The sequence below is a fragment of the Hyphomicrobium sp. CS1GBMeth3 genome (genome assembly GCF_900117455.1).
In the GTDB taxonomy this organism is placed as follows: domain Bacteria; phylum Pseudomonadota; class Alphaproteobacteria; order Rhizobiales; family Hyphomicrobiaceae; genus Hyphomicrobium_C.
Genome location: NZ_FPHO01000002.1, coordinates 739,445 through 762,622 on the forward strand (window position 1 = coordinate 739,445; position 23,178 = coordinate 762,622).

Consider the following 23,178-nt stretch of genomic DNA (forward strand, 5'->3'; position numbering starts at 1 on the left):
GAGTACTAGTGCTGTGCCCAGATCCACTCGTTGAATTGAGCCCAGTTGCGGTCGCGCCATAGCGCACGCAGGGCCCAGCCCAGTGGCGTGGCTTCAACGCCTTCATCGCGACAAGTGGTACAGCAACAGCAAATTCAAAACGAGCTGGACTACGGACAGTCCCCGCCAGAAGGCAACGGGGTTTCGCTCCAGAAGAGCGCGCGGCTCGTCTCTGTAGTCTGGGTTCGGACGTCGCAAGTCCTCGACAAGAACGGAAAGTGCTTCGGCGCGCTGAGTGGGGCTTTTGTATACGGCTCTCGCGAGCGCGGCATCAACCCAGCGAGGAACGGCCTCGTTGAGTGACGAAGCGGGAATGTACTCCAGCCGGGCGATGTCGCGCTGATGCCCGAAGCCGCGGCCGTACGGCAGCTTCCCCGTCAGAAGCTCATAAGCGATGACGCCAACCGAGAAGATGTCCGACCGGTTTGTGGGCGTCTCGCCCAAGTGATACTCCGGCGCCGTATAGTCGATCGTGCCAACCAGATCGGGCTTCTGAACGCTGATGGAGGCCTCCGCGAGGCTCGCGACGCGCGACGAGCCGAAGTCGATGATCTTTACCGTGCCCGCCTTGTCGATCATCACGTTCTCAGGCTTGAGGTCCTGGTGGATGATCTCCTTGCGGTGGAAAGCGCGCAGCCCTTTGGCAATCTGCTCGATGATGCCGCGCACCGTTTCGAGATCCGGCCGCGGATGATCGAGCATCCATTGCCTGAGCGTCTGCCCTTCGAAGTACTCGGTCACATAGTAGAGAGACCGGCGCACGTGGGCTGGCCGCAGCACCTTCAGAACATGCGGGCTCGTCACGAGCTGTCCAACCCATTCCTCGCGCGTGAACATCTCGAGATAGACGGGATCGTCCTCGTAATTGACCGAAGGCGTCTTGAGGACGACGGTCGTGCCGCTCTGACCTTCCCGCGCCAAGTAGATCTGCGTCCGCTTGCTTAAATGCAACTCGCGAAGAATGGTATAACCCTCGAAGTCCTGGCCGGGGACGAGTTCGGGAGGCATCGGGAGCGCGGTGAGCTTCTTGAGGTGGGCTTCCTCGTCCGGGTGGCCGGCATCATCGATGCGCACGATCTGGCATGTGAGGTTGTCTGGGCTGCCGTTGGCGAAAGCGGCGGCAACAATCTGTTTCGCCGCCTCTGTCAGGTCGTCGCCTGAAGCGCGCAGGATCGAGGAGATCTGAGTATCGCGCAGAAAGTCGTGTACGCCATCGGTCGTGAAAACCAGAATGTCGCCGGCCTCGAGCGGCACCGTCTTGTAGTCTACCTGAAGGTCGGGCGCTATGCCGACAGCGCGCGAAAGATACTCCTGGTCCCGGGAGACCCGAACTCGATGATCATTCGTCAGAAGCTCGATCGTTTCGCCGCGCACGAGGTAGATGCGCGAGTCTCCGACATGGAACACGTGTCCCACCGCCGACTTGAGAACCAACGCGGTGAACGTGCACACCATTCCCCGGTCGCTGGCGTAGTTGGCCTCGCTCTGACCGTGGAGCCAGCGGTTGATCGCGGTCAGCACCCGCTGGACCGAGGTCTTCACCGTCCACGACGGGTGGGTCGAGTAATAGTCGTCGAGAAAACTATGGACGCAGGTCTCGCTCGCCATCTTGGCGGCTTCGCTCGAGCTCATGCCGTCGGCGATCGCCATCGCGACACCTTTGGTTTCGAGCAACGCAGGCTCGGGAACCAGGACGCCGTAGGAGTCGTCGTTGCGGGCCTTGCGACCGGCGAGAGAGTGCTGACCGATGGTGACCGCAGGGCCGATCGGCATGGCTCAATCCTGAGTTATGACACGTCGATCAGGGTAACCGATCCGTCGGGCATCTCCTCGGCGATTTGCCCTCTCGGCTCGTCAATGAAGAAGTAGATCAGCACGACGCCAAAGACAGCCGCCGCAGCCGCGATCTCGAAGAATGTCCGTGGCGGGACGGCGGAGTAGAGCGTGAGGTAGAGAACGCCGCCGACATTGCCGAACGCACCAACAAGTCCGGCGATCTGCCCCGTCAAGCGACGCTTGATCAACGGTAGCATGGCATAGACGGCGCCGTTACCGGCATTGACGAAAAGAGAGCAGAAGAAGGTCGCGAGCACGGCGAAGGCAACGCCCGAGGCGGGTCCCATGAAGCTCATGGCGTAATAACCCGTCGCGGTTCCGGCAAAGCAGCACAAGAGAACAGGCCTGCGGCCGAAGCGGTCGCTCAGCCACCCGCCGGCGGGACGGGCGAAGAACGTGGTCGATCCGAAGCTCGCCCCCACGAGACCCGCCATTGCGAGTGAAAGCGCGAAGTTATCTTTGAAGAAAAGCGGAAGCGTGGAGACGACCGCCAGCTCCGAGCCGAAGGTGATGAAATACGCCAAACTGAGCACGGCGACTTGGCGAAACTTATAGCGATGGATCTCGGGGACCGGCTTGCCTTTGAAAACGGCGCTGTTCACCCGCCACGTGTCGAGGATGAGGTAGACGTAGTAGGTAGCGAGCAAGGCGTAGATGATGTTGGTCACGTCGCCGGACAGGAGATTGAGGCCGGATGGGCCGAGCTTCCAGGCCAGAATGCCCATGGCGAGGACGAGCGGCGCTTGCATGATCATGTACAAGAGGAGATCGCCCCGGCTGGTCACCTCCATGGCACCGAGTTTCTTGGGCTTGAAATAGGTCGAGCCCTTCGGCGTGTCGCGGACCGTGAGATAGAAAACGACGGCGTAGGCGATCGCGACCACGCCCGTGAGCCCCACCGACCATCTCCATCCATCGGTACCACCGACGAAGAGAGCGATAGTCGGAAGCGTCACCGCGGCAGCGGCCGATCCGAAGTTTCCGAAGCCCGCATAAATGCCTTGAGCGAATCCGGACTCCTTGGCTGGAAACCACTCGGCGATCAGGCGGATGCCAACGACGAACCCGGCGCCCACGAACGCGAGCAGGAAGCGCACGATCGCCGCCGTCGTGAAGCTGTCGGCCAGCGCGAAGAGGATGCACAAAATCCCGGAGACCACGAGCAGGGCGGAATACATGAGGCGTGGGCCGACCTTGTCCACGAGCATGCCCACGACGATGCGCGCCGGAATGGTCAGGGCTACATTGAGGATCAGGAGCGCCGAGACCTCTTGCTCAGTAAGGTTGAGCGAGCTTCGGATCGCGGCCATGAGCGGCGCGTGATTGAACCAGACAATGAAGCTGACGAAGAACGCGAGCCATGTGAGATGAAGGACCTTGATCCTAGGCTCTCGGCTCCAGAGATTGAGACGGACCGGCGTCGTCGTTGTCATCTTGCTCTCATTATATTTTTCTTGCGAGAGACGGGCTTGCGCATCTGAGAAAGGCAGAGCCACGCGTCACGCGTTGGCCATGTGGCACGAGCTTCGTCGCGACAGGATTTTCCTGCCTGCAAAGCCGTAGTCGATCGATCTCGTGAGTGGGATGCGGGCCGCCTGCAAACGTCGTCGTTGGCAGCAGCCGAAATGTCTGCCGACCCTCGTTGCCCGGCAGCGCTCAACCCTTAGACAAGAGTGCGGAGCAATGTGCAAAGGAAAGAGGAAGGGAGGACCGCGGCTGTGTGCCACGCAAGGCACATTCACGGCCTAGCTTGCTGGCTTTTGGTGCATTTTGATTGATTTTAGAGCGGGGGATTGCCCATTGAATGAGCTGATGCCTCGCCGTCTATCTAGGTTCCGCAGGTGCGCATTTGAGACTCGTTACGGCAATCATCAAACCGTTCAAGCTCGAGGAGGTGCGCGCCGAGCTCGGTCGCATGGGGATCGAGGGCATGACGGTGACCGAGGTGAAGGGGTGTGGCCGGCAACGAGGGCGGACGGAGTTCTACCGCGGCGCCGAGTACGTGATGGACTTCTTTCCAAAGATCAAAATCGAGATCGTTATCCCATCACATCGAGTCTACAAATCGCTCGAGGTCATCGAAAGGGCGGCGCGCACCGGCCGCATCGGGGACGGCAAGATTTTCGTGTCGGTGGTCGAAACCATGACGCGAATCCGCACTGGCGAAATCTGCAACGATCCGTTGTAAGACCCTGAGCCTTAGTTTTCGGCTTGTAGGTGAAATGCGGACGCGTCCTCAAAACGGGACGCCTTGATGTCAGCGTGCCTCCACGGATGTCCGCTATACTCGGCACTGCAGAAGTTCCCACGACTTTGTCCTCCAAGGGCCGATGGGCATGTCCGCTCCCGAGTCACAACCAGACATTCGCTCTCTGTCGACACTCCACTATCGCGGACGTCGTAACATCGGAACGAGCGCGGGTGAGGAGCCGACCTGTATCGTGCCGAGCTCCTCAAAGCCGTGACGACGGTAGAAAGGGATATTCCGCGGGCTGCTGGCCTCTAGGTACGCTGGCACCTTCTCGCGATCGATTTGCTCCAGCGCGTACCGCATCAGCGCATCTCCATGACCCTTGCCCTGATGCGCCGGGTCGACGCCGATGAGCGGCAGGTACCAATGGGCCTCCTCGGGATGGTATTTCGCCATCTCCTCGAAGACTGCGAGGACCGACTCCCGCGCACCTGGCGAGGCGGTGCGTTCCATCAGCTCAAGCAAACGCTCTTCGTCGGGATGCACGCCGGGCCGCAGCCATAGCGCCGCTCCCACGTATCCGTACGAACAGAAGGCACCGCCGTGCGCGAAAGCCGCGCCGCCAAACGCGCGGACGACCTTCGGCATAACCGTTATGTATTGGTGTGCCTCCGGCCAGACCCACCGCGTCATTGGATCCCCACCAAAAGCAAGGATCACCGTAGCGATTACTTGATTTTCATCGTCCGGACTCGTGGTTCGCACCTTCACGCTATCCTCCATGATGCTGGGCGCCCGAGTTCGTGGGCCATGTGGGAGTTTCACGAAGTTCGACGAAATAGCGCCTGACGGTGGCTTCGGGCCACTAGCGACCTAATCGGTCTTTTCTGCCAGTGCGCCGCACAAAGGCGCACCGTCCCAGAAGCGGCCATCGCCGCGTTCGAAGTCGGCGCCCCCCGTGCGCACGCCGACTAAGTCTACTGATAGGTGCAATGCAGCCATCAGATGTCGATCTTCTCCGCGATCTCGATCGCATCGTCGACCTCGATACCGAGGTAACGCACCGTGCTCTCGATCTTTGAATGTCCGAGCAGAAGCTGGACAGCTCTGAGGTTGCCGGTCCTCCGATAGATTAGCACTGCCTTTGTGCGTCGCAGCGAATGCGTGCCGAATTTCGCCGGATCAAGGCCTATACTGGCAACCCACTCGTGGACGAGCCGGGCATACTGTCTCGTAGTCAGTCCGTGGAAGCCTCCGCCGCGACCAGCAAACAAGAATTGCCCGGATTTGCGCCCGGTCATCCTTAGATAATCGTCGATGGCCAAGCGAGTTTGGTCCGTCAGCTCGAACCGCACGGGCCGGCCCGTCTTCTTCTGCCGGATTGTCGCTCGATCCATCGCATAGCCGCTCGGCGCAACATCATCAACGCGGAGCGCGACAACGTCACAGCCTCGGAGCTTGCTGTCGATGGCCAAATTAAAAAGTGCTAGGTCCCGCTTCCGATCTGCCATCTGAAGCTTCGTTCTTATCGACCAAACGTGGCTTGGCCGCAGTGGCGGCTTTGCCCCGATAAGCTTTCCCTTGTTCCAAGGCTCGTTGCGGACAGGCTTCAGATTTTTAGTTTCGTGATTGTTGTCCATGGTCTGTCTCCTTATTTGAGAGACAGATCAGCATGCGCCTGTACGAGCCGAGGAGCGAATGTCCCGACCGGATTCGGGCTCAAAATCTTCCGAAGCTGCTCAACCGGGGTTGTTTGTCGTTCGATGCATTGAGCGCGCCATGCTTGGCGGCATTGATGGCAGGCTCATGAAGGACAAGACTGAGGTTGCTCGTAGCGCTGGCCGCCGGCAGGACAGGCAGCCCCGTAAGGACCGTGCCGCGAAAAGGTCGGAGTACTGTCTTAAGAACCGTTCGCAATGGCACAGGCTCTTGATCATTCTCAGCATTATGGTCCTGGGCGAGCGTGTGTGCATCCGGCCGAGCGACGCGACGACGTAGAATATTGTCGTCCGTCGTTTCTGGCTGATGTCGATAGTCCTAAAGACGGCGAAATCCACTGCGCAACCGTAGGGGTGGACTTTTGCGCCCCGGCACCCCATATCAGGCCTATCGCTGGCACGAATAGGCTCCAGCGGCTGAGAGATGCGAGTGCTCCCGCCAGATTGGAGCACAGTCATGCCCTTTCCGCAGGATCCTCCCGGTTTTAGTCGCGACGCGGCCCGGCTCCTCGACATTGCAATGACGAGGGCGTGGATGGAACGCGTAGCCATTGGTGCGTCTCAAAGCGGCGCCGACGCGAATCTTTGCGCAACGTTATGGGGCAAAGTGGACCGCCTTGAGCGACTCCAGTCTGGCGAGCGCGGCGGCAAAAGAAAGGATCCAGCGAAACAGATGGCAGCGCATAGGTTCAAAGTCGGCCAGAGCGTGATCTTTCATTCTCCTCAGAGATCCGTTGGTCCATCCGTAGTCACCATCCTGCGTCTGCTACCAATCGAGGGGCAAGATCTCACCTACAGGATCAAATCGACCGACGAGGGTTTTGAACGCGTGGCCAAGGAACGTGAACTTGCGAGCCTTCAGGAGGGAAATGCCTGATGATCGAGGCATTCGACTACAGTGCTCCAGCAGAGTTGTTCCCGTCGAAGGGCAAGGGCTTTCGGCGTAAAATGGTTTCATATCGTCGCTTTGAGTCTGCGGCCGTCGCCATCCGCTATGCCATCGAGGAACTGGAACCCGACAAACTAGTCGGCGCCGTTCTCGAGATAGATGAGGATCGCTATGACGACGTCGCGATCCGCAATCTCTACGCGAGCGACGGGTACCCGCTGCCACGGCTCAACACCAATCAAGAAGGGAGCTTCGTGTGAAACGCGATTTCCAGGTCTTTCAAGGCGCCAATGATAATTGGGTCGTGTTGAGCCAGATAGGTATTCCCTTACTTGCTTCGCGACGCCAAGGTGTAGCCGAAGCCTTTGGCAAAGCTCTGGCACATCGTGCGAGCGTCGCGTTGATCGTTCACCATCACGGCGAGCCAAGCGCGCACTACTCCGGGCGCGACCTCACCTACGCGAACAGGCTCTAAGACGGGAGCCGAGATTGTTCAGACTGGCTGCTGGCTGGAACCCTATTGACCCACAATCCTCTTGCCTGGCGAGAGACGTCTATTTGGATGACACACTCGTGGGCCGCATCGTCGACACGACGGCAGATGTCTATCTAACCAGTCCTTCCAACATTCGCATTTTCGAAGCAGATCTACTGCACAATGAGGTCTGGGAAACGGGTGACGAACGGTTTACGGACGAGCGCAGTGCGTTGCGATCGCTCGAAAAGCGTCTGAGCGCGTCGCGGAGGGCTAGCGCAGCGCGCGGCGCCCACGATCCGCTGCCCAAATAACCCTTATCCGCCTGCGCGCAGAGAGTATCTTGACCACCAATTAGGAAGAGTCATGCAACTTGGAACCGTAAAGTTCTATAATTCTGAAAGAGGCTTTGGTTTCATTCAGCCAGATGATGGCGGAAAGGACGTGTTCATCCACGCGACAGCCCTCGAGCGATCCGGTGCGCACATCCTCCTCAGTGAGGGGCAAAAGGTGACCTTCGATATCCAGGAGGATCGCCGGTCCGGAAGAATTTCTGTCTCGAACATTCGCACCGACTGATTGCGCGCTCACGTGCCGGCAGCACTTCGCGGCATCGCCTGTCGCTGGAGTAGACGACGTCAGTCTCGGGTACGTCACGTACGTTAGAGTTCTTCGGCGTACCGGAAATGGTTCGATGCGCCCAGGAGCATACTCGTGGCACCCGATCCCCGGCCGAACGATACGAGCGATTTTGCGGCGACCTCAGCGCTGATCCTGTTCGTCGCATTCGTCGCCTTAGTCCTTGCTGCCGGATACATTGGGCACATCATGGCAGGTCAATAACCAGCATCCGACGTTGACCATGGGCGTCAGTGGCTAGTCTGTTCACTAGTTCCGACAGGTCGGAGTTGTCCGGCAACGACTTGCGCCTGCCATTCGGGATCGAGAGCGATACCAAGAATCGTCCGGCACTGTTCGCACAGGAATTGGATGGCAGGCACGGTCCGCTTCGATCCCTCATCGCGTGCACGAAAATACTCGATGAGAACATGGGACTCCGCATTGCATTTTGGGCACTTCCCGCTCACGGCATTCTCCTGCTTCGCGTGATATTGGATGCGTTCGACGTATGATAATCCTCCAATGGGGAAGGTTAGACTCGTACGTTGGGACCCAACTTGCCGGCGCTCATGACCTATCGGGCAAGATCCAAGCGCCGGCATTTACGGTAAAGTGCCTGACGTGCGTGACTGCGTTCAGCTTACTTGAATATTTACGACGGCAGTCTTACCGGAACGCCGATCCTGTTCGGTATCGAAAGAGACCTTCTGTCCTTCCGTCAGGCTCGTCAGCCCGGCACGTTCGAGTGCACTCGCGTGGACAAACACATCGCTTCCTCCGTTGTCTGGCGCGATGAATCCGTAGCCTTTTTGTCCATTATAAAATTTGACTGTTCCCGTGTTCATGATCACTCCAATCATTGATGCTAACGAGCCGGCGCACGCCGTGAGGTGCACGCCAGCTCTACGTTTCGATTTTTGGGGTATATGAACATACGCTCAGCGGCGCTGAGCACAGCGGCCCGTATTCCGGCCAAACTCGATGTGTTAAAGTAAGAGCAGCCCCCATTCATTGCAAGGGTTCATCCTCATCTGAGTAGTTTCCGAGGGTGCCTCGGCGGTCCATAGCCCGCTACCGTTCCGCAATCCACCATCGCAGGCATCGGCCATCGTCTCCCACTCTCCCGCACGTAGGAGCGGGCTCAAGCTCACAGCTTCCGGAGAAGCCCGCGCATTTGGGACGTAGGAGGAAATCAGAATGTCCATGCGGACACCGGAACAGATTGCCCAACGAATAATGGAACTGCTTGATCAAAGGCACACCAAGCCCGGCGAGCACGATATGTTTGGTGCCATAGCGGCGCGGCTCGCCAATGAGGAGATCATGGGGACCGAATTGAATGATGGCGTAGAATTTGGAGTGGCGAACGGCTGGTTCAGTTTGAGAGGTCCCCGAATTTGGCGGAGGTCCGCAAACTCGGGGCAGAAGACATGATTGCCCCACGGTGACGTTCCGCCCCGCAAGCCGTTGATGCCCCAGCATCTGTCCTTGTGTTCTGAGTAGATTCCGACACTAACGGGCAATGCCCTTCCATCCTATTGTCGGGTCTGACACGTGCGTCCGGATTTGAGCATGCATGGGCACTGTCGCCGTTCACAATGCGAGATTGAGTGCCAGAAACAAGGATTTTTCCCTTATGAATGATCCGACTCCTCCCTTCGTTGCCGAGAAGACCGGCTGGCGGACGCTTGCGCCGTGGATTCCGTCATTGCTCGTTCCAATCGTGCTTGCACTGGTGCTCGTAGCATACGTGGTGTTCCAGGCCGCCAACTAGAGCAAGGAGGAAGGTGACGTCACACAATGACGCTGAGTTTTCCCAATCGGAGCCGCAGCTACGACGCACGCGGACGCCGCGTGCGCTTTTGGGGTTATGATGGTGCGCTCGAGATCAGCTTCTTCCTTGATCAGCGCGCCTTCTCCCGCATGAGCCCAAATCCGAAGATGGACGAGACGGGAATTCTCATTGCGTTCGACCGCCATCGAGATCAAATCCTCGACGTCGCGTCGAAACTATATTCCGGGCGCCGCAGAGACGCCTACACACTGCAGGCATCAGACTTCTGATCGTGCGGGGCCGCTCAAGCCGCCGCGATCGCGATTCGGATCAAGGCGGGAAGCGACTTGGAGCCGGTCTTCCTCATAATGGCCGCCCGATGATTGTCCACGGTGCGTTGACTGATGCCAAGGTCGGCGGCAATGTTCTTGCTCGGATGTCCGGCCATGACGAGGTCCATGATCTGGCGTTGGCGTGCCGTCAGGCCTGCGACGAGAGAGATAGCCTGCTCTCGCGCCGCAGAGGGTCTGCCTCCATCGAGCTCGAATGCGCGCGCAATGCTCGCAAGCAGCTCCACGTGACCGACCGGCTTTTGAATAAAGTCGGAGGCACCCGCTTTCATCGCCTCGACGGCTAGAGCAATGTCTCCGTCGCCAGTTATCATGACTGTGGGCAGTGTACAGTTCTCCGCTCTGAGGCGCTCGATCAATTCGAGACCGGTCATGCCGGGCAATCGGGCGTCGATCAGCAGACAGCCATCGGATCGCTCGGCGTGCAGGAACTCCTCGCCATTTGTAAAGATTTCTACTGCATAGCCATGCTCGTGGAGCAGATCCCGCATTGCCCTGAGGACAACGGCGTCATCGTCAACAACGAACACCCTCTGTACCGCGGAAGGATCCGCGGATGATGGCACGTCGGTCGCGGCGTCGGGTCTATTTTTCGTCGCCTTGACCAGAAGGTGCTGGATTAGGCTTATGAGCTGCTGCGATTTGACCGGCTTATTGAGCTGAATGTGCCCCTGATCAGCAACAGCGCGCAACGTGATGGTCGCGATGTCACCCGTCAGGACGATGGCGGGGATGTCTCGGCCGAGCTGCTGTCGCAGGCCCGCGATGGCTTCGAGGCCGCTCGCCCCGCAAGACAGGTTATAGTCCGCGATCACGAGATCCAGTTCCGTAGCGTCTTTTCCCGCGATATCAAGTGCTGTAGCGACATCGCCTGCCACCGTCGCTCGATGTCCCTCCTGATCGAGAAGCATCTTGATCATATTCCGGACGATTGGATCGTCGTCGATGATCAGGATTGTGCCGACAACGGGGACCGAGTTCTCCTGGACTGCGCGTATGGGCCGTGTCTCACCGCCTTCGCCCGCGTCACCGATCCGTACCTCTACCGCAAATGCCGACCCGTAGCCGGGGATCGAGCGGACATCGATCGAATGGCCGAGCAGATCTCCTATCCGCTTGACGATTGAAAGGCCGAGCCCAAGACCCAGACTGCTGTCGCGAGCTGGATTTGCGAGCTGGTGGAACTCATCGAATATTTTCCGAGCCTGCTCCATGGGTAGGCCGATGCCCGTGTCGAGCACCTCGATACGAATGATCCCCTCTCGCCGCCGACATCCCAGAAGCAGCTTGCCCTTGCTCGTGTATTTGACGGCATTCGAGATCAAATTGTGAAGCATTTGCCCAAGGAGCTTGGGATCACTTCGTGCAACGAGGCTGCAAGGGACCACGTGCCACTGCAGTCCCTTTTCCTCGGCAAGGTAGGCGAAATCGGCTTTCAGCCTTGCAAGCAGGCTGCTGATGGGGAAATTGACGATATTGGGCTGCACAACGCCGGCTTCGAGCTGGTTTATGTCGAGCAACTTGTCGAGCATGCTCGACATGGCACCAACCGTGTCGTCTAAGCGCTCGAGCAACTGAAGCGTATGTTCGTCGCGCGCACGTTTTTTCAATATCCCTTGCAGCAGATTGATAGTCTGTAAGGGCTGGCGCAGATCGTGACTGGCAGCGGCCAGGAACCGCGATTTGCCGATATTGGCATTCTCGGCAAGCGCCTTTGCGGCTGCCAGCGCCTTGCTCTCGCGCTTCGCGTCTGTGACGTCGACGATCGACAGAAGCACGTTCAGATTTCCCAAGGGGCTGTCTCCGATGGCACGGGCGCTCACCATGAAGGACCGGACGCCGCACGTCGGCAATGTTAGCGTGATTTCCGTATCAGCCACTCCTGCGCCGCTCGAAAGAAGCGCGGCAAGATACTTTTGCATCTCCGGCACATCGAGATGGGAGCCAAAGTCTAGGAGGTGGCGACCGACGATGGTTGCCGGTTCGATTTCGAATACCCGGTAGAAGGATGTCGAGGCAGAAACGACGCGAAGCTCTGTATCCAAGACGACGAGAGGTTGTTCGATCGTAGCAATGATACCTTCGGAATACGCGCGCGCGGATTGACTCTCTCTTTGGACTACCTTGACTTCGGAGATGTCTACAAAGGTGATGAGCACTCCATCGACATGCTTCTCATCGCTGCGATAGGGCCGGACTCCGCAGATATAACAAGTCCCGTCATCGGTTTCGACTTCGCGCCGAATAGGAGCAACCGTATCGAAGACGGCATGCACGTCGCTCAGAATGTCGTCGGCCCTGAAGCGATGCGTGAGCTCGCCGAGCGGGCGCCCGATGTCGCTCGCCGTGACGTCGAACAGCGGCGTGATCGCCGGTGTGAAGAAGCGGATCCTCAAAGCCCGGTCGAGCACAACGATGGGCAGGTCGGAGCTGTTGAGGATGTTGTTGAGGTCGTCGGACGCCACGCGCAAATGCTTCGCCCCCTCCGGAAGCTGACTGTTCGACACGGTGAGCTTCTCGCTGATGGTTTCGCGTTTCGGCGCGCACTCCCCGGACGGCAGCTTTCGGGATGCCTTCGGCGCACCAGGACGAGGCCCGGTCATGATCCTGCTTTCTGTGCGCGCTCGCCCACAATGGGTAATGCAAGCGAATACATCCTAGCACGTATTGTCCCGCCGCGGCCTGCGTTGACTCTGACAATGGGAACGCGTCGCAAAGCGTGATCAGATCGACGCGTACCTCCTCCAAGTGGCGGCGCCATAGGTACATTCCGAGTCTAAGCTTTGCCCGAACAGAGGAGCACTGTCGGCATGAACTGAACCATCAAACCGGTGACATTCATGATCGACGACCAAACAAAAGCCTCTGACACTCCAATTGCCGCGGCACCCGATACCCCGACCGAGCCGTCTAAGACACCGACCGGAAGTCCGCCGACCGTCGGCGAGCCAGAAACGGTTGCCAATCCCGCCGTCAAGTCGGAGCAAAAGCCAGCGCCGCCCGCGCCGCAGAAGATCTAGGTCAGCGCGCGACCGACGTCTCAAAACGGCTAGTCGCAGCGCCGAGCCAGTGCACCATGTGCACTGGCTCGCTCTTCGTTCGTTCGGCAACGGAGCGCTCGTATGAAAGCAGCCATATTGCCCTTTACGCTGGCGGCGATGGTGCTGGCCTCACCCGTTTGCGGACAGCAGCCGGCCCCCAAGCCTGAGATGCCCCCTTGGAACGGAGCCGTCTTCGCCAATACTGTGACTAGCGTGGCGATGCGCGCCCATGCCTGGCTCGTTCACAACTACATCCTTAGCCGTTCTTTGGAAAAGTGGAGACGATGACGACGCGCACCACCCGATCGACTGCAGTGTTCAATAGCGCCTTTACTCTCGGTGGCATCGACGGTGAGTTGCCCGCCGGCAGCTATCGAATCGAGTCCGAGGAAGAGCTGATTGAAGGTTTGTCCTTCGTGGCCTTTCGCCGAGTGGAAACCACCATCGAGCTTCCCGCAATCGGCTCTGTCAGTCACAAGAGACAGGTCGTCGCCATCGATCCACTCGATCTTGCCATGGCCCAGGAGCGTGATACCGCTCGTCCTCAAACGGCGCTACAGGTCGGCACGATACGACGCTAACACAAAAGAGTACCGGCCCGGCTAAGTGCGGAGCGCTCCACCCTCATTCTCCCAACGATCGATGCTGGTGATATAGGACTTCCGACCAAGTCGCTCGACCTCGCTGTGCGCGTCTATCAACTGATCGCGCAGTCGTCGCAGACGCACAACCAGTCCATCGCGTCCCGCAACTCCCGCGATCTCGATCGCCCGCGCCATGGAAAAGTTTGCATCCTCGTAGCAGTAAAGCGCGATCTGCCCACTCGTTTTCCTCATGTCGGCGTAGGATCCGCCTGTCTCTTGAAAGAGACGATGTCGCGAGCGTTGTTCATCATGCACGTTTCTCCAATCGCGCTTTCAGCGTCACAACGTGCAGTCGGCGCCCGTGCACGGGCGCCGACTGCACTGATCGTCGCTCTATGGTACGAGATCGTGTTAGATGAGGTCGATCTCGGCCGGCAGATAGCTCGTAACCTCGAGACCAACGGCCTGCTCGCGCACCTGCGGTGCGTTCCAAGTCCTCATGGCTGTCTCCATTAATTTGGACGGATGCCCATTGCACCAGTCACTGCAGAGGAGATGGGTATCTCCCGCGCGAAGCGCCAATCACGTTCGCGTTTTTCTTTCAATCAGCACTGTTCGCCGTGCGTTTTGGGCGGCCTGAGTAGTATCCGAATCTGACGCCGCATGCATGCTGGCGCTAAGTTGGTTTGTACCATCCGTGTTTGTCGTGACGCACATAACGAAAGGATTATTTCCCTGTTCACATCTCATCATAACAGTTTCGTTGCCGCACTCGCTTTCGCCGTCTGCGCAATAATCTTAGCTTCGGTTCCGGCAAGCGGTCAGGGAAAGGCATCTGCGCCGGCCGCGGTTGCGCAGGAGTCCACCCTCGGGCTCGGCAATTACAGTCGAGCGACAAAAGCGGAGAAATTGGCCTCCTGCATGGCTCTGTGGGACCCTACAACGCACATGACCAAGAAGCGGTGGAGGACAGTGTGCAAGCGCGTTCAAACCGACGACTGAGCTGACGGGTGATAGCTTGTAAACGAACTTACGACGTGCGTATCAGGGGATCGAAGGGATGAGGACGCTCTATAAAAAGGCGAAGCTCATCACAGAAGCTGAGGCCCGGTACATCATCGCTCACGGGACCGCTTCACCCAGTGAATGGGTCGTCGTCCAGTATATGGACCAGTGGTTCGACATACGTGGCATGACAAAAGCAGAGATCACGGAGCATATCGAGTATCTGGATCGGAAATTGGCTGCCGACCTTGCGGCCGGCATCGAAAGCCCGCACTAAGTGTTCATAAGTTCGTGCGGCATACTTCTCAGCGAGAGTCTTCCATGTATCCAAACAAGAAGTCGATCGACTCGACACCGCTACAAGATCCCGTCATTCCCGTTGGCCAGAGAAAAACGATGGAGGCGCTCATGGCGAACGACTGCCGTTGGCCGATCGGAGATCCGCAAGTGTCCGGCTTCCACTTCTGCGGCAGCCGTAAGGTCGACGGGCATCCGTACTGCGATTTCCATCTTCGTCGTGCGTTCCAGCCGGTGAGGCCTCGCGCAGTGACCTATCCAAACCTCGTGTCGTAGAGGCATACAGTCCTCTGTCTGGGGCGACATGCGCGAAATGCACGCGGACAATGGAGCGATCACGTCGAATGACTGAGTGTCTTGAGGTTGCCCATGAGCTCGATCGCTTAATCACATTAGGCCATCAGGATGCCAGCCTTTTGACAGCACTGCAGCGCAAGTTTCCTGGTTTGACGCAGGCCGACCTTGAGGCAGCTTTCCATAAGGTTATTGCCGACCGTGGGCTCAAACTCGATCCCGAAAAGCCCCTTTGAGCGCTTCAAATCGAGCTGTTCACGTCCGGTGCCGAAGACGCTTGCCGATGGCGTTGGCCTGATACGCATTGCCGCCTTGATCACTAAGGCACACGTGGTGCGGCCATTCACGGTACAGTGTCCCCAACACGCTCAAGTCTTTCCGGGTTTGGGCGGACGAGATCGCGAACCCCTGAGGCCAAATAGACATCTTGGACCGACGCGCCTTTAATTGGGAGCGTGCGGAGCCTTGTCTAGATGCTTGCTTTTTTTTGCGAGCACGCCGGATGATTGCCAATTGACGGCCTCCATTCTCTCGTGTGGCCACTCCGTCAGCGAGCAATGTCTGCTGCTCGAGGCGCTACCGTCACGGCCGAAAGAGTCAGTCGGCACCTCGACGCCATCGGACCAATGTCCGCTTTCTCGGCATCGCGTCGATCTGATCTCCCTGAAGGTCGAGATGCTCGACGTCCGAGTTGGGTCATTATTGCAGACGCATGTCCCGACGCAGAGACGCCCATCGTTGCTACGCCGCGTCGCCCATCGTCACGATGGAGGGCGTACTGAATTGGCCTGAGTCAATTTCGTCAATGGCTGCCCGAATATCGCTGGCGACCTTCTGAGCGTAGGTTCCGAGATGAAGATAGATCGCCAGCAAGGCCACGACCTGGCGCACGGCTGCTGGGTTGATTTTGTAGCACCGCGCAAAGGTCGCGGTGAGCTGTTCCTTTAGATCCGGCCGGCAATTGATAACCCGCTCGACTGCCTCGATGTCCTTTCGCCTGCGCGGATCACCTACCGGAAATTGATGCGGGCTCCGCGCCCAGCTCAATCTGGCAACCATCGCTTCAACTCTGCCGAGATAGGCATCGGGCTCGTATATTCGCGTGACCACGCGGTGATAATCTTCAAGGATGCTCCGACGGTCGCGCGCGGTGATGAAGTTCAGGCCCCGGCTGCATTGATCGCCGGAATTCTCTGGATGGGTATCGAAGCCCTCGAAAAGGCGACGTTCGCCAGTCAGCCGACGCGTGAGCTGGGTGTTGGGTAGCGCATAAAGCAGCCCAACCATGGCGACCGGTATGGCGGCTTTCTCGATCAGCTCGATCATCGGGTCCGCGACGGATCCGGTTTCGCTGTCAAAGCCAAGAATGAATCCGGCCGTGACGAACATCCCGTAGTCGTAGAGGAGATGGATGTTCTCAACGAGGTTCCGCCGCGTGTTCTGCTTCTTTCGTATCGCGGCGAGCGTTACAGGATCCGGGCTCTCGATGCCGACGAACAAGGCAAAGAAGTTGCACGCCTTCATCGCCGACAGGAGGTCCTCATGGTCTGCGATGTTGATGGACGCTTCGGTCGAGAACATGAAGGGAAAGCCATGCGCCTCCTGCCAGGCCTGGAGATGGGGCAGGAAGGCACGCACCGCTTTTTTGTTACCGATGAGATTATCGTCGACGAAGTCGACGTGACCACGGTAGCCGAGTTGGTAGAGAGCCTCGAGCTCCGCCAACATCTGCAGCGGCGTCTTCGTGCGCGGAACTCGACCGTAGAGCTCGATGATGTCGCAGAACTCGCAGGTAAACGGGCAGCCGCGGGAAAACTGCACGCCGACGTGAAGATAATCTTCGAACTTCAATAAATCGAACCGCGGCACAGGTGACATCGAGACGTCTGCCTTGAACTTCTGGGCAGAGAAATCTCCTCGCCGTTGGCCGTCATTCCACGCTTGGACGAACCTATCGATGATACCTTCGGCTTCACCCAGCACGCGAAAATCCGCTTCGGCGTAAACATGCGGACTGGATGTGGCGTCCGGTCCGCCGACCACTGTTGGCTTCTCGAACGATTTTGCGAGCCTCAATATTTTCAACGTGTCCACTTGCTGGAACAGCATGCCGCCGGTCATTACAACGTCGGCCCATGCCAAATCTTCGTCGGACAAAGCTTCCGTGTTTCGGTTGATCAAGCGGATGGCCCATTCTGCGGGCAGTAATGCAGCAAGTGTGATAAGCCCTAACGGTATCGTGGGATAGCGAGCGCCAAGCACCTCTGCCGTCACGGAATAATTCCAAAAGGATGCCTCTTCGAAGCGCGGATAGACCAGCAAGACATTGCATGGCTGCATGGGGGCCTCCTTTGACCGGCTAAGCTCCAACGTGCGAGGCGCGCTTTTGTTTGGAGCGCCATCGTCAGAACGATATCCGCCATGCAGCGATTATCTCGTGGCAAATCGTCAAACGTGTGGAGACCGTCGGAGGGACGAAACCGGCTTTGATCCGGAGATTCACAGCCATGCGTCTGCGGCTATCCGCATCGGCTCCATGTCGTCTTCAACCTCCCCACCATTCCGGTTCTGCTGCTCGTGAACGCCGCGTAATAGATATGGCCTGGGCTTCGCGATCCGGGCAATCGCGGGCTTGCGTTGTTTGGTCTTCACGCGATGTCGTGGCCTTCGGGGCGGCGCTTACGGCCCGTGACCATGGCCCGCACCAAATTCTCGTGGTGGCGTACGCTTGCAAGCATGACACCGCCGATGTGGAGCAACACGAGGCCCAGCATGACGTTTGCCGTAACCTCGTGCACTTCCTCCAATACCTTGGAATGCCAATAGGCGGGCGTGGTCATCAGAAGGCCCGTTACGCTCAGCACGACGAGCATAGCGAGCAGCACAGCGACCATGGCGCCGCCCGCTGGATTGTGTCCGACACACCGCGCCTCACGGCCGGCCGCGATGTCGAGCATATAGCGCAGCACCGCTGCAGGTGATTTGACGAATTGCGTGAAGCGCGCGTACCTCGGCCCGATAAGCCCCCAGACAAGGCGCAGTGTGACGAGGCCTGCGGCGGCATAGCCGGCCCAGATATGCAGGGTTTCCATCTCGTCGCCCGTTAGGAATGCGACTGTGAAGCCCACCACCAAGCTCCAGTGAAAGACACGTACGAATAGATCCCACACTTTCACAGATGCGGACGGTGTTGCAGCAGAGCTCGGGTCCCGAGCTGTCTCCTGCGGGATTTGCATTGTCATGGTCGGTCTCCGGTTGTGGTTCGGATGCCAACCTAAGACTTTGAACCTGACACGCTGCTGAGAAGGGCCCTGACGCAGATCAACGTGTTCGGTCACTCGCCGCAGCCGGAGATGGCTTTGACCTCAAGGTATTCCTCGAGGCCGAAGCGGCCCCATTCGCGGCCGTTGCCGGACTGCTTCATGCCGCCGAAGGGCGCGCGCCGCTCGTTCATGGCGCTGTTCAGATTGACGTTGCCGGCGCGGATGCGGCGCGCAACGCGACGCGCGCGCTCGATGTCGCCGGATGAGACGTAGCCCGCCAGCCCGTAGGGCGTGTCGTTGGCAATGCGCACGGCGTCGTCCTCGTCCTTGTATGCGATGATCGACAGCACGGGGCCGAAAATTTCCTCGCGCGCGATCGTCATCTCGGGCGTGACGTTGGCAAACACTGTCGGGCGCACGTAAAAGCCTTTGTTCAATCCCTGCGGCCGGCCTGGGCCGCCGGCGGCGAGCGTCGCGCCTTCGGCGACGCCGCTATCGATTAGGCGCTGGATCTTCTCCCACTGCGTGCGGTTCACGACCGGGCCCAGGTCGGTCTCCTTGGCGCGCGGGTCTCCGACGCGGAGGCCGTCGGCAACGCACGCCGCGATGCTTGCAGCTTCATCCATGCGCGCGGCCGGTACCAGCATGCGCGTCGGCGCGTTGCACGACTGGCCCGAGTTGCCGAAGCAGTGGCGCGCTCCGCCCGCGATGGCCTTCTCGAAATTGGCGTCCTCCAGGATGATGTTCGCCGATTTGCCGCCGAGTTCCTGCGTCACGCGCTTCACGGTCGGCGCGGCGCGGATCGCAACGTCGATGCCGGCGCGCGTCGAGCCGGTGAACGAGATCATGTCGAGGTCAGGATGGGCGGAGAGCGCGGCGCCCACGTCGGGCCCGTCGCCGTTCACGAGATTGAACACGCCCGGCGGCACGCCTGCCTCGTGCAGGATCTCGGCGACGAGCAGCGCGGAGCGCGGCGTGTACTCCGAGGGTTTCAGCACCATCGTGCAGCCGGCCGCGAGGGCGGGTGCCACCTTGCAGGCGATCTGATTCATCGGCCAGTTCCACGGCGTGATCTGGCCCGCGACGCCGATCGGCTCGCGCACGACCATGGCGGAGCCGATGCGCTCTTCGAAGGGATAAGTCTTGAGCACTTCCTGCGTGGAGATGAAATGGCCGAGGCCGGCGCCCGCCTGTGCACGCTCGGCGAAGGTCAGCGGCGCGCCCATCTCGTCCGAAACCGCGGCGCCGATCTCGCGCAGACGCTTGGCAAAGATCTCCATGATGCGGGTGAAAAGCGCCAAGCGCTCCTCGCGGCTCGTCTCCGCGTAGGCGGGCCAGGCGGCGCGGGCAGCCGCGACGGCGGCGTCGACATCAGCGGCAGTGCCGAGCGCCACCTCGTAGAGCGTCTCCTCGGTGGCGGGGTTGACGACCGGTACGGTGCGCGGCGCCGCGGGCGCGACCCACTCGCCGCCAATATAGAATTTGTTCAGATCCGCCATCTCGCCGTCGTGGCCTCCCTAGCCCGCTCTCTACGTCGTTCGATCCGGCTTTCTCTTGGCATGCAAGCGTGAGCGAGGCCAGCCCGCAGGCTCGCTCGTCTTGCGCCGACATCCCCAAATCGGGAAAGAAAAAAGTAACCGTATTTGCTGGGTATTTTTTCATTTCCGAATTCCCGGAAAAAGTCCCGTCAATAGATAAAATTTTAGGTTCCCGCGCGCATAGTCGGATCAAAGACTTATTTCATGGAGTTTCCGTCATGCGTACCGCAACTCTGGCGGCAGGGGTGCTTGCGGCGGCCCTCGTCCCCTTATCGATCGATCGCCATCCTTCCAATGCAACCGAGGCCTCCGTGCGGGCGACGCTCGACGCCGTGACGGTGGAGGCCATCAAGTCGTCGCTGTTCACCGCCCAAAGAAATCTCGAAATCGACCGCTCGCTCCGTCGGTCGGCTGAGGTGCGCGAACGGGCGTTCATCGCGACGCGAAATCACGAGATCTTTGCGTCGATGTGGGCCAGCGCGAACGCGCGTCCCGCCCTGCTCGCCGAGGCTCGCGTCACCGAACTCAAGGTCCAGACCGCGGCGCGCGATGTGTACGCGCCGTCGTTCATCGCCGCGCGCAAGGCGGAGGCCGAGCGTTCGCTCGCGGCTTCGGCGCGCGCGCGCGCGGCGCTGCAGATCGCCGCCCACAATCGCGCGGTCGAGCAGTCGATGGCGCGCTCGTCGGTTGCCCGTACTCAGGCGTTTGCCGCCGCCCGTAACCGCGAGGTCGCGCTTTCGCTGGCTGCCTACGACGCGGCGCGTCCGGCGCTCTTCGTCGCGGCGCGCAGGATGGAGAGCGAGCGCTCGCTCGCCGCTTCCGCTCGGGCACGTGAGATCTTGCAGATCGCGGCCCGCAACCGCGAGATCGACCACGCGATGGCCCGCTCCGCAGCTGGCCGCGCCGACGCCTTCGCCGCAGCCCGCAATCGCGAGATCGCGGCGAGCCTCAAGCGCGTCGCGCACGACCGCTTCCTTACCATTGCGGCGGCGTTCCGGCTCCGGGCGATCCAGACGATCGAGACCGGGGCCATCGAGACTGGCAGCATTGCGGCGCCCGTGCCCGCCTGCCGCTGACCACCGGGCGGCACTCGGCCGCAGTCTTTTCGGCTCCGGCCCCCACGTATAGAGTTCCTGAGGCTGCCCCGCCGGGCGGCCTCGTTCGTTTCAGGAGACCCCTCATGCCCATGAACCCGACCGAGATCACGGATCTGATCAAGGCCAAGTTTCCGGATGCCACGGTCGAGATCCAGGATCTGGCCGGCGACGGCGACCATTACGCGGCACGCGTTCAGACGAGCGCGTTCAAGGGCAAGACCCGGGTGCAGCAGCACCAGATGGTCTACGAGGCGCTCGGTGGCCGCATGGGCGGCGTGCTGCATGCGCTGGCGCTGACCACGAGTGCCCCGCCAGATTGACGGAGAGGGCCTGGGAACCGCATTGACAATGCCGTGAGCGACGCCACATCTACGGGGCGCGCGTGAGCGGGCCGGCCCTCCGGGAGATGGCTTGGCGAGCAGTTGACAGGTGCCCCAGCGGACGAGCCGCTGACATAGCGGAAGACTTGGGCCAAAGGCACCCCTAGGAGGAGAGGTTCGGATGAGCGAAGCGGCCGTGCACGAGACGATCAAGAAGACGATCGAGGACAATGACGTCGTGCTGTTCATGAAAGGCACGGCGAAGTTTCCGCAGTGCGGATTTTCGGCGCAGGTGGCGCAGATCCTGAACCACCTCGGCGTACCCTACAAGGACGTCAACGTGCTCGAGGACCAGGGCCTGCGCGAGGGCATCAAGAGCTACACCAACTGGCCGACGATCCCGCAGCTCTACATCAAGGGCGAGTTCATCGGCGGCTGCGACATCGTCCGCGAGATGTTCCAGGCGGGCGAGTTGCATCACCTCATCCACGAGAAGGGCATCCCTCACACGGCCCACGGCTAGGTTCAGCCTAGATTGGCCCCCTCACCCGGAGCCGATCTCGTGATCAGCTCCGATCTCTCCCCCGCTGTGCGCGGACAAAGTTTTGCCGTCCGCGGGCCTTCTACTCGGGCGAGTGATTGCGGCTGGGCGTAGCGGGGCGTGGGCAGTGCGATGCGGTTGGGTGGCCGGCGTTTCCTGTTGAGCCTCGCGATCCTCAGCGCCGCCGTGTGCCTGGCGCTCGGCATCTCGCTGCCGATCATCAGCCTTACCAAGTACGTGTTCTGGACGACGGAACACTCGCTCTTGTCGACGGTCAACGTGCTGATCCGCGACGGGCAGACGTTCCTCGGGCTCACGGTACTTGTGTTCTCGATCGTGCTGCCGATCCTGAAGCTACTCTATCTGCTTCTCGTCTCGACGCTGCCCGCGGCCGAGCTCACACGCCAGCATCACCGCCTCAAGGCGCTCGAATGGCTCGGCAAGTGGTCCATGCACGACGTGCTGGTGCTGGCGCTCACGATCTTCTTCATCAAGGCGCAGGGCGTCTACGACGCTGCCAGCTTGCACGGGGTCTATTACTTCACGGCTGCCGTGGTGCTGATGATCCTTTCCTACGCGTGGCTGAGGACCGAGGGTCTCGCGGCGCGGCCCGTCGACGAGCCGACGACGCAGACGCTGCTCGCGCGCCGGATCTCGCCGTTCCGCAACTTCGTGTTGTCGTTCCTGATCATCCTGGCGACGGTGTTCTTCGCGCTCGGCATCATCCTGCCGGTCATCCGCTTCACCACCATCTACGTGTGGACCAATGAGCACTCGATCGCGACCATCATCTGGGCGCTGTTCGAGAACGAGGAGTATTTCCTGACCGTCGTGCTGTTCCTGTTCTCAATCTTCTTTCCGTTCCTCAAGCTGTTCTACCTGCTGACGCTCGTGACCTCGCCGGACATTCCGCCCGAGTTCCGCAAGCGCTCGATCTCGACCATGGAATGGCTCGGCCGCTATTCGATGACCGACGTCATGGTGCTGGCGCTCCTGATCTTCTACGTGAACTCGTCGGGATACACGGAGGCAACCGTGCTGCCCGGCGTCTACTTCTTCGCGGCATCCGCGATCATCACGATGCTGGCCTACGGCTGGGCGAACACGGTGCCCGTTGCGCGCCGCGCACCCGCGGCCTCGACCGATCCCACCGGCCCGCCGTCGCCGCCCGCACCACCACCGCGTGGCGCGGACGACGCCACCTCGCACGTCATCACGCTGCCGACCAATCCGGCGCGGCGCCACCGGCCGGCGTGATAGCGCGACGCGCGGCGGGCATGGTCCCCACGTTGCAATAAATTGAGC

Annotated in this window: 28 protein-coding genes; 16 read left to right on the plus strand and 12 right to left on the minus strand. The window is 60.0% G+C overall.

Annotation, left to right across the window (positions count from 1 at the left end; all coding sequences use genetic code 11):
- Window positions 1-102: 102 nt before the first annotated feature.
- Window positions 103-1,812, minus strand: a complete 1,710-nt coding sequence (locus CS1GBM3_RS03505) for a bifunctional protein-serine/threonine kinase/phosphatase (protein ID WP_072391452.1) — start codon at window positions 1,810-1,812, stop codon at window positions 103-105.
- 14 nt (window positions 1,813-1,826) lie between these two features.
- Complete coding sequence (locus CS1GBM3_RS03510; protein WP_072391456.1) at window positions 1,827-3,308, minus strand: MFS transporter; 1,482 nt, start codon at window positions 3,306-3,308, stop codon at window positions 1,827-1,829.
- Between the two features lie 416 nt (window positions 3,309-3,724).
- On the opposite strand from CS1GBM3_RS03510, the gene CS1GBM3_RS03515 reads away from it, so the two are divergent.
- A complete protein-coding gene (locus CS1GBM3_RS03515) occupies window positions 3,725-4,063 on the plus strand; it encodes a P-II family nitrogen regulator (protein ID WP_072391459.1) in 339 nt (112 codons plus the stop codon).
- Between the two features lie 198 nt (window positions 4,064-4,261).
- Here the strand turns inward: CS1GBM3_RS03515 and CS1GBM3_RS03520 are convergent, their stop codons facing one another.
- Window positions 4,262-4,837, minus strand: coding sequence for a GNAT family N-acetyltransferase (locus tag CS1GBM3_RS03520; RefSeq protein WP_244534542.1), 576 nt, complete (start codon window positions 4,835-4,837; stop codon window positions 4,262-4,264).
- Between the two features lie 230 nt (window positions 4,838-5,067).
- Window positions 5,068-5,706, minus strand: a complete 639-nt coding sequence (locus tag CS1GBM3_RS03525) for a tyrosine-type recombinase/integrase (protein WP_072391473.1) — start codon at window positions 5,704-5,706, stop codon at window positions 5,068-5,070.
- Window positions 5,707-6,241: 535 nt separating this feature from the next.
- Here CS1GBM3_RS03525 and CS1GBM3_RS19220 point away from each other — a divergent pair.
- From CS1GBM3_RS19220 to CS1GBM3_RS20210, 5 genes are all read left to right on the plus strand, one after another.
- Window positions 6,242-6,661: a hypothetical protein gene (locus tag CS1GBM3_RS19220; RefSeq protein ID WP_083567016.1), complete on the plus strand. Its 420-nt coding sequence runs from the start codon at window positions 6,242-6,244 to the stop codon at window positions 6,659-6,661.
- On the plus strand, window positions 6,661-6,933 hold the full coding sequence (locus CS1GBM3_RS03540; RefSeq protein ID WP_072391479.1) for a hypothetical protein: 273 nt from the start codon (window positions 6,661-6,663) through the stop codon (window positions 6,931-6,933). Before CS1GBM3_RS19220 ends, CS1GBM3_RS03540 begins: the two co-directional genes overlap by 1 nt.
- A 313-nt stretch (window positions 6,934-7,246) precedes the next feature.
- Window positions 7,247-7,462 carry a hypothetical protein gene (locus tag CS1GBM3_RS03545; protein WP_139247771.1) on the plus strand — a complete coding sequence of 72 codons (216 nt, stop codon included), beginning with the start codon at window positions 7,247-7,249 and terminating at the stop codon, window positions 7,460-7,462.
- 52 nt (window positions 7,463-7,514) lie between these two features.
- Complete coding sequence (locus CS1GBM3_RS03550) at window positions 7,515-7,727, plus strand: cold-shock protein (protein WP_072391485.1); 213 nt, start codon at window positions 7,515-7,517, stop codon at window positions 7,725-7,727.
- 135 nt (window positions 7,728-7,862) lie between these two features.
- Complete coding sequence (locus CS1GBM3_RS20210) at window positions 7,863-7,991, plus strand: hypothetical protein (RefSeq protein WP_280172725.1); 129 nt, start codon at window positions 7,863-7,865, stop codon at window positions 7,989-7,991.
- A gap of 413 nt (window positions 7,992-8,404) precedes the next feature.
- Here the strand turns inward: CS1GBM3_RS20210 and CS1GBM3_RS03560 are convergent, their stop codons facing one another.
- On the minus strand, window positions 8,405-8,614 hold the full coding sequence (locus CS1GBM3_RS03560) for a cold-shock protein (protein ID WP_072393591.1): 210 nt from the start codon (window positions 8,612-8,614) through the stop codon (window positions 8,405-8,407).
- A 791-nt stretch (window positions 8,615-9,405) separates the two neighbouring features.
- On the opposite strand from CS1GBM3_RS03560, the gene CS1GBM3_RS19720 reads away from it, so the two are divergent.
- Both CS1GBM3_RS19720 and CS1GBM3_RS03570 read left to right on the plus strand, forming a co-directional pair.
- Entirely contained in the window at window positions 9,406-9,543 is a 138-nt protein-coding gene (locus CS1GBM3_RS19720; protein WP_171946418.1) for a hypothetical protein, read from the plus strand.
- Between the two features lie 26 nt (window positions 9,544-9,569).
- Entirely contained in the window at window positions 9,570-9,833 is a 264-nt protein-coding gene (locus CS1GBM3_RS03570; protein ID WP_072391493.1) for a DUF1488 family protein, read from the plus strand.
- A 14-nt stretch (window positions 9,834-9,847) separates the two neighbouring features.
- Here the strand turns inward: CS1GBM3_RS03570 and CS1GBM3_RS03575 are convergent, their stop codons facing one another.
- Window positions 9,848-12,358: a response regulator gene (locus tag CS1GBM3_RS03575; RefSeq protein ID WP_171946419.1), complete on the minus strand. Its 2,511-nt coding sequence runs from the start codon at window positions 12,356-12,358 to the stop codon at window positions 9,848-9,850.
- Between the two features lie 375 nt (window positions 12,359-12,733).
- Between CS1GBM3_RS03575 and CS1GBM3_RS03580 the strand changes: the two genes are divergently transcribed.
- A complete protein-coding gene (locus tag CS1GBM3_RS03580) occupies window positions 12,734-12,913 on the plus strand; it encodes a hypothetical protein (RefSeq protein WP_139247773.1) in 180 nt (59 codons plus the stop codon).
- Window positions 12,914-13,218: 305 nt separating this feature from the next.
- Window positions 13,219-13,515 carry a hypothetical protein gene (locus CS1GBM3_RS03590; protein WP_072391501.1) on the plus strand — a complete coding sequence of 99 codons (297 nt, stop codon included), beginning with the start codon at window positions 13,219-13,221 and terminating at the stop codon, window positions 13,513-13,515.
- Window positions 13,516-13,536: 21 nt separating this feature from the next.
- Here the strand turns inward: CS1GBM3_RS03590 and CS1GBM3_RS03595 are convergent, their stop codons facing one another.
- A complete protein-coding gene (locus tag CS1GBM3_RS03595; RefSeq protein ID WP_072391504.1) occupies window positions 13,537-13,770 on the minus strand; it encodes a hypothetical protein in 234 nt (77 codons plus the stop codon).
- A gap of 159 nt (window positions 13,771-13,929) precedes the next feature.
- The gene (gene pqqA, locus CS1GBM3_RS03600; protein ID WP_072391507.1) at window positions 13,930-14,019 is read right to left on the minus strand and encodes a pyrroloquinoline quinone precursor peptide PqqA; all 90 of its coding nucleotides are present in this window, start codon (window positions 14,017-14,019) and stop codon (window positions 13,930-13,932) included.
- A gap of 559 nt (window positions 14,020-14,578) precedes the next feature.
- Between pqqA and CS1GBM3_RS20015 the strand changes: the two genes are divergently transcribed.
- Together CS1GBM3_RS20015 and CS1GBM3_RS20020 are read left to right on the plus strand one after the other, a co-directional pair.
- The gene (locus CS1GBM3_RS20015; RefSeq protein ID WP_072391510.1) at window positions 14,579-14,800 is read left to right on the plus strand and encodes a hypothetical protein; all 222 of its coding nucleotides are present in this window, start codon (window positions 14,579-14,581) and stop codon (window positions 14,798-14,800) included.
- Window positions 14,801-14,844: 44 nt separating this feature from the next.
- The gene (locus CS1GBM3_RS20020) at window positions 14,845-15,096 is read left to right on the plus strand and encodes a GcrA family cell cycle regulator (RefSeq protein WP_072391513.1); all 252 of its coding nucleotides are present in this window, start codon (window positions 14,845-14,847) and stop codon (window positions 15,094-15,096) included.
- A gap of 116 nt (window positions 15,097-15,212) precedes the next feature.
- Here the strand turns inward: CS1GBM3_RS20020 and CS1GBM3_RS03615 are convergent, their stop codons facing one another.
- From CS1GBM3_RS03615 to CS1GBM3_RS03630, 4 genes are all read right to left on the minus strand, one after another.
- Window positions 15,213-15,461 (minus strand): hypothetical protein, encoded by a 249-nt coding sequence (locus CS1GBM3_RS03615; RefSeq protein WP_139247775.1) that lies wholly within the window; start codon window positions 15,459-15,461, stop codon window positions 15,213-15,215.
- A gap of 394 nt (window positions 15,462-15,855) precedes the next feature.
- The gene (locus CS1GBM3_RS03620) at window positions 15,856-17,454 is read right to left on the minus strand and encodes a B12-binding domain-containing radical SAM protein (RefSeq protein WP_072391519.1); all 1,599 of its coding nucleotides are present in this window, start codon (window positions 17,452-17,454) and stop codon (window positions 15,856-15,858) included.
- A gap of 308 nt (window positions 17,455-17,762) precedes the next feature.
- Entirely contained in the window at window positions 17,763-18,356 is a 594-nt protein-coding gene (locus CS1GBM3_RS03625) for a cytochrome b/b6 domain-containing protein (protein WP_348533597.1), read from the minus strand.
- 92 nt (window positions 18,357-18,448) lie between these two features.
- Entirely contained in the window at window positions 18,449-19,876 is a 1,428-nt protein-coding gene (locus tag CS1GBM3_RS03630) for an aldehyde dehydrogenase family protein (RefSeq protein ID WP_072391522.1), read from the minus strand.
- A gap of 257 nt (window positions 19,877-20,133) precedes the next feature.
- Between CS1GBM3_RS03630 and CS1GBM3_RS03635 the strand changes: the two genes are divergently transcribed.
- From CS1GBM3_RS03635 to CS1GBM3_RS03650, 4 genes are all read left to right on the plus strand, one after another.
- Window positions 20,134-20,991, plus strand: coding sequence for a hypothetical protein (locus tag CS1GBM3_RS03635; RefSeq protein WP_072391525.1), 858 nt, complete (start codon window positions 20,134-20,136; stop codon window positions 20,989-20,991).
- Between the two features lie 104 nt (window positions 20,992-21,095).
- On the plus strand, window positions 21,096-21,332 hold the full coding sequence (locus CS1GBM3_RS03640; RefSeq protein WP_072391528.1) for a BolA/IbaG family iron-sulfur metabolism protein: 237 nt from the start codon (window positions 21,096-21,098) through the stop codon (window positions 21,330-21,332).
- Between the two features lie 181 nt (window positions 21,333-21,513).
- On the plus strand, window positions 21,514-21,855 hold the full coding sequence (gene grxD, locus CS1GBM3_RS03645; RefSeq protein ID WP_072391531.1) for a Grx4 family monothiol glutaredoxin: 342 nt from the start codon (window positions 21,514-21,516) through the stop codon (window positions 21,853-21,855).
- Window positions 21,856-22,005: 150 nt separating this feature from the next.
- Window positions 22,006-23,130, plus strand: a complete 1,125-nt coding sequence (locus tag CS1GBM3_RS03650; RefSeq protein ID WP_072391534.1) for a paraquat-inducible protein A — start codon at window positions 22,006-22,008, stop codon at window positions 23,128-23,130.
- Window positions 23,131-23,178: the final 48 nt, after the last annotated feature.